At 65.6% G+C, this 3,889-nt stretch carries 2 protein-coding genes; both read right to left on the bottom strand.

Annotation, left to right across the window (positions count from 1 at the left end; translation table 11 throughout):
• Window positions 1–838, bottom strand: an 838-nt coding sequence (locus J7E68_RS16460; protein WP_215174413.1) for an aminotransferase class I/II-fold pyridoxal phosphate-dependent enzyme, incomplete at its 3' end; no start/stop codon positions are given.
• 67 nt (window positions 839–905) lie between these two features.
• The gene (gene secA / locus J7E68_RS16455) at window positions 906–3,722 is read right to left on the bottom strand and encodes a preprotein translocase subunit SecA (RefSeq protein WP_215174411.1); all 2,817 of its coding nucleotides are present in this window, start codon (window positions 3,720–3,722) and stop codon (window positions 906–908) included.
• Between the last annotated feature and the right edge of the window lie 167 nt (window positions 3,723–3,889).

Raw genomic sequence — 3,889 nt, 5'->3', positions numbered from 1 at the left:
GACGTGTGGATGCGAGCAGGTTGATCCCCTCGAGGAAGCCCTTCGCATGATCCTGCGGGCCGGTGATCACGAGCCACCCTGACCGATATCCGGCGACCCGATAGGTCTTCGAGAGCCCGTTGAAGGTCAGGCAGAGTAGGTCGGGTGCCAGCGTCGCAGTGGGGATGTGCACCGCGTCGTCGAACAGGATGCGGTCGTAGATCTCATCGGAGAGCAGCAACAGCTGGTTCTCACGCGCGATCTGCACCATTCCCTCGAGCACTTCGCGCGAGTACACGACCCCGGTCGGATTGTTGGGGTTGATGATCACGAGCGCCTTCGTGCGCGGGGTGATCTTCGACCGGATGTCTTCGAGATCAGGCTGCCACCCGTTGTCCTCGTCGCACAGGTAGTGCACCGGGGTGCCGTCGGCCAGGCTGGTCATCGCCGTCCACAGCGGGTAGTCGGGGGCGGGGATCAGCACCTCGTCGCCCTCGTCGAGCAGCGCCTGCATGGTCATCGTGATCAGCTCGGACACGCCGTTGCCGAGGAACACGTCCTCCGGTCCGAACCTCGGGAATCCGTCGATCTCCTCGTATCTGCTGACCACGGCACGCCGTGCCGAGACGATGCCCTTGCTGTCGCTGTATCCGTGAGCGGTCGGAAGCGCCGCCAGCATGTCGTGGACGATCTGATGGGGAGCCTCGAAGCCGAAGATCGCCGGATTCCCCGTGTTGAGCTTGAGGATCCGATGGCCCTCTGCCTCGAGCCGCGCCGCCTCGACGAGCGTGTTTCCACGGATCTCGTACAGGACGTTCTTGAGCTTCGACGACTGGTCGAAGTGGCGCGTTGGTGTCATTGAGCAAGCCTACAATGACGCGAAGAAGGGCCGATCCATCCGGATCGGCCCTTCTTCGTGCGCTCTGCTACTTCTTCTTCTTGCCCTGCGCCCGGCGCTGCTCGCGGTTGCCCGCCGGTGCGGCCGGAGCCTCCGTGCGCTGGCCGAAGGCGCCGCGGGGGCCCTCTTCAGGCTCGGCCTGGTCGGTCGGCGCCTGACGCGCCGCCGCGGCCTGACGCAGCTTCTCGGTCGCGGCCTGCTGCACCTGCCCGCGGTCGTTGCGGACCTCGACCTCGCCGGCGTCGTTCGCCGCCGAGTACTCGAGACGCTGCTCGCCGCCGCCTTCGGACAGGCCCTTCGCCTCGACCTCTGCGGTCTGCGAGTCGCCTGCGCGACGGACCTCGACCTCGAGGTTGTAGAGGTATCCGACGGACTCCTCCTTGATCTGGCCCATCATCGACTGGAACATCGCGTAGCCCTCGCGCTGATACTCGATGAGCGGGTCGCGCTGCGCCATGGCGCGAAGGCCGATGCCGTCCTTGAGGTAGTCCATCTCGTAGAGGTGGTCGCGCCAGCGGCGGTCGAGGACCTGCAGCACCACTCGACGCTCGAGCTCACGGGTGGCCGCGTCGCCGAGCGACTCCTCGCGCGTCTCGTAGGCGATCTTCGCGTCGGACAGCAGCTCTCTCGTCAGACCCTCGGCGGTGATGCCGCCCTTGCGTCCGGCTGCCTCCGAGACGACCTCGTCGATGGTCACGCTGACCGGGTAGAGCGTCTTCAGCTCCGTCCACAGCGCATCGAAGTCCCAGCTCTCGTTGTGGCCCTCACCGGTGTGGTCGCGGACGACCCCGCTGATGGCATCCTCGATGAAGTGCTGCACACGGTCGGCGATGTCGTCGCCCTGCAGGATGTGGCGGCGGTCTGCGTAGATCGCCTCGCGCTGGCGATTCAGGACGTCGTCGTACTTGAGGACGTTCTTGCGCATCTCGGCATTGCGGGACTCGACCTGCGACTGCGCGCTGCGGATGGCGCGCGAGACCAGGCCGGATTCGATCGGGACGTCGTCGGGGAAGTTCGTGCGCGCCAGGATCGCCTCGGCGGCACCTGACTGGAACAGACGCATGAGGTCGTCGGTGAGGCTCAGGTAGAAGCGACTCTCACCGGGGTCACCCTGACGGCCCGAGCGACCACGGAGCTGGTTGTCGATGCGACGCGATTCGTGCCGTTCGGTGCCGAGGACGTAGAGTCCGCCGGCCCCGATGACCTTCTCGGCCTCTTCGGACACGATGGCCTTCATCGCCTCGTACGTCTCGTCCCACGCGACCTCGTACTCGTCGGGCGTCTCGACGGGATCGAGCCCCTTGCCCTTGAGCTCCTGGACGGCGAGGAACTCGGCGTTTCCACCGAGCATGATGTCGGTTCCACGACCGGCCATGTTGGTCGCGACGGTCACGGCGCCGAGGCGCCCTGCGCGTGCGACGATCTCGGCCTCGCGCGCGTGGTTCTTCGCGTTGAGGACCTCGTGCTTGACGCCCTTCTTCGCGAGGAGCCGCGAGAGATACTCGCTCTTCTCCACGCTCACGGTGCCCACGAGCACCGGCTGGCCCTCAGCGTGACGCTCGGCGATGTCCTCGACCACCTGGGCGAACTTCGCGGTCTCGTTCTTGTAGACGAGGTCGGACTGGTCCTTGCGGACCATCGGCCGGTTGGTCGGGATCGGGATGACACCGAGCTTGTAGGTCGACATGAACTCGGCCGCCTCGGTCTCGGCGGTACCCGTCATGCCCGCGAGCTTGTCGTACAGGCGGAAGTAGTTCTGCAGCGTGACCGTGGCGAGCGTCTGGTTCTCGGCCTTGACGGGCACGGCTTCCTTCGCCTCGATCGCCTGGTGGATGCCCTCGTTGTAGCGGCGTCCGACGAGGATACGACCGGTGTGCTCGTCGACGATCATGACCTCGTCGTTCATGACGACGTAGTCCGTGTCCTTCTTGAACAGCGCCAGCGCCTTGATCGAGTTGTTGAGGAACGAGATCAGAGGGGTGTTCGCGGACTCGTAGAGGTTGTCGATTCCGAGATAGTCCTCGACCTTCTCGATGCCGGGCTCGAGCACGCCGACCGTGCGCTTCTTCTCGTCGACCTCGTAGTCCACACCTGCCTCGAGAGTGCGCGCGATCTTCGCGAACTCGGCGAACCAGCGGTTGGCCTCACCCGAGGACGGGCCCGAGATGATGAGCGGCGTACGCGCCTCGTCGATGAGGATCGAGTCGACCTCGTCGACGATCGCGAAGTAGTGCTCGCGCTGGACGAGGTCCTCCTTGCGCCACGCCATGTTGTCGCGGAGGTAGTCGAAGCCGAACTCGTTGTTCGTGCCGTACGTGATGTCGGACGCGTACTGCTCGCGGCGCACGGCCGGCGTCTGTCCGGACACGATGATGCCCGTCGTCATGCCGAGGGCCCGGTACACGCGACCCATCAGCTCCGCCTGATAGCTCGCGAGGAAGTCGTTGACCGTGATCACATGCACGCCCTCGCCGGCGATGGCGTTGAGGTACGCGGGGAAGGTCGCGACGAGGGTCTTTCCCTCACCGGTCTTCATCTCGGCGATGTTGCCGAGGTGCAGCGCCGCGCCGCCCATGATCTGGACGTCGTAGGCGCGCATGCCGAGGGTGCGCTTGGCAGCCTCGCGCACGGCGGCGAACGCCTCGGGCATCAGCTGGTCGAGGGTCTCGCCCGCGGCGTAGCGCTCGCGCAGCTCGACGGTCTCGTTGCGCAGCTCGTCGTCGGTGAGCTTGGAGATGTCCTCTTCCAGCGCGTTGACGGCCTTGACCACCTGGTTCAGGCGGCGGATGACCCGCCCTTCTCCGGCGCGCAGCCGCTTCTCAAGAGGATTGGCCCTAGATGTCATCTCCCTGTCGTTGGTTCCGGGCTGCGCGGCTTGTCGGGCACGTGCCAGGCATACCTTGCCATGTTACCTGTCCGTGACCTGCACGTCGTCTGCATGGCGTGGCGCGCTCGAGTTTCCGGGTATGTATATATTGGTCGTCGACACCCGGAGGCCTCACATGTCCGTTC

It is taken from the genome of Microbacterium sp. ISL-103, assembly GCF_018613995.1.
Taxonomy (GTDB): Bacteria; Actinomycetota; Actinomycetes; order Actinomycetales; family Microbacteriaceae; genus Microbacterium.
The sequence above is the reverse complement of the archived record's forward strand: the minus strand, read 5'-3'. Positions and strand labels throughout refer to the sequence as shown.